This window comes from Streptomyces sp. NPDC085944 (assembly GCF_040686295.1).
In the GTDB taxonomy this organism is placed as follows: Bacteria; Actinomycetota; Actinomycetes; order Streptomycetales; family Streptomycetaceae; genus Streptomyces; species Streptomyces salinarius.
Genome location: NZ_JBFBJX010000051.1, coordinates 1 through 1,665, shown reverse-complemented (window position 1 = coordinate 1,665; position 1,665 = coordinate 1). Strand labels below are relative to the sequence as shown.

General features: G+C 69.6%; 2 protein-coding genes. One reads left to right on the top strand and one right to left on the bottom strand.

The genetic code is table 11. The features are described 5' to 3' along the window. Positions 1–267 precede the first annotated feature (267 nt). The gene (locus AB0P07_RS36700; protein ID WP_365558753.1) at positions 268–1,059 is read left to right on the top strand and encodes an IS5 family transposase; all 792 of its coding nucleotides are present in this window, start codon (positions 268–270) and stop codon (positions 1,057–1,059) included. Here the strand turns inward: AB0P07_RS36700 and AB0P07_RS36695 are convergent. Then, complete coding sequence (locus AB0P07_RS36695) at positions 1,016–1,552, bottom strand: hypothetical protein (RefSeq protein WP_365558756.1); 537 nt, start codon at positions 1,550–1,552, stop codon at positions 1,016–1,018. The two genes, AB0P07_RS36700 and AB0P07_RS36695, sit on opposite strands and share 44 nt — an antisense overlap. Positions 1,553–1,665: the final 113 nt, after the last annotated feature.

Below are 1,665 nucleotides of genomic sequence, written 5' to 3'. Positions count from 1 at the left end.
AGAAGCTGTTGTCTTTTCGATCTTGAGAGATGCGCGTCGAACGGGAGTCCCGATCGAGTGGTCGCGGGGCTCTGGGCGCATACGAACAGGGCCTCCTGAACAGCTCGTTGGTGTCGAATCACCGAGCAGCAGGAGGCCCTGGTGCAGCAGTCTTGCGTGCCGATGGCCGGGCAGTCCAGCGCGGTCACCTGGGAGTGTGACTGTCTGGCTCACCGGTTCGGAAACGCCGCCGACAACGGGACGCGGCAGCCGCGCTATCCGACGGACATGACGGACGCGGAGTGGGCCCGGGTCCTGCCGCTGCTGCCGGTGCCGGGCTGGATGCGCGGCAGGGGCGGCCGGCCGGAGGCGTATTGCCACCGGGCCATGCTCGATGCGATCCGGTATCTCGTGGACAACGGGATCAAGTGGCGGGCGATGCCCGTGGACTTCCCGCCGTGGGACCGCATCTACGCATTCTTCCGCCGGTGGCGTGACAACGCCCTGGTCAAGGAGTTCCACGACCGGTTGCGCGCGAGGGTCCGCGAGGAGCTGGGGCGGGACGCGCACCCGACGGCTGGGGTGATCGACTCGCAGTCCGTCAAGGCGGACGCCGTCATCGGCGCGGACAGCCGCGGCTTCGACGGCGGCAAGCTCGTCAACGGCCGCAAGCGGCACGTCGTGGTCGACACCCTCGGCCTGCTGCTGGGCGTGATGGTCACCGCCGCGGATGTCGGCGACCGCGCCGCTGCCCAGGTGCTGCTCAGACAGATCGCCGACGCCCACCACCGGCTGGAACTGGTCTGGGCCGACGGCGGCTACACCGGCAGCCTCGTCGAATACTGCCTGGCCACGTTCGCTCTGGTCCTGGCAATCGTCAAACGCAGCGACGACATGCGCGGCTTCGTGGTGCTGCCCAAGCGGTGGATCGTCGAGCGCCTCTTCGCCCACCTGATGCGAAGCCGCCGCCTCGTGCGCGACTTCGAGCGCCGCACCACCAGCGCGGAGGCGATGGTCTACTGGTCGATGACCTTGCTCATGACCCGTCGCCTGGCCCGCTCACGCCTGCCGCGAGGGTGAACCGGCCCGGCTGCTGCTCGGCCAGCCAGCCCCGCGCGACCAGGCGTTTCGCCTTCGACCGCAAGGCCTCCACCCGTGCCGGCACCACGTCCATGCCGAACACGGCGGCCATCTCCTGGCAGGTCAGCGGCCCTTGATGGAGCCGGGCCCGGTCCGCGAGCGCCGTGAGGATGCGCTGATAGTCCACCGACAGCACCGACCAGGCCAGCCCCTGCCGCCACACCGGCACCTGCGACTTCGGCTTCGCCCCGTCCCGCCGCATCGACGGCACCTCCGCATCCCGCGGATCGGCGGTGACCTCCGCCTCGGCGGTGGCACCATCGTCCGGAGCCAGTACCGTATCGACCCGCCTGCGAGCGATCGCCCACTCCTGCCACTCCAACTCGGCCGCGGCAAGCTCGGCCTGGATGCGGTCGGCCTCCTCCCGCAGCCCGTCGACTCGACGCCGAGCCGCGAGCTCGTGCTGTTCCAGCAGCCCAACAACTGACGGCATCCGCGACCTCCCGGGGAACGACGACCCAACAGGCCACCACTCCCACGGAACCACCAGACCTATCCCCGACCAGCGGAAACGCGTCGATCGCGCCCGGAAAGACAACAGCTTCT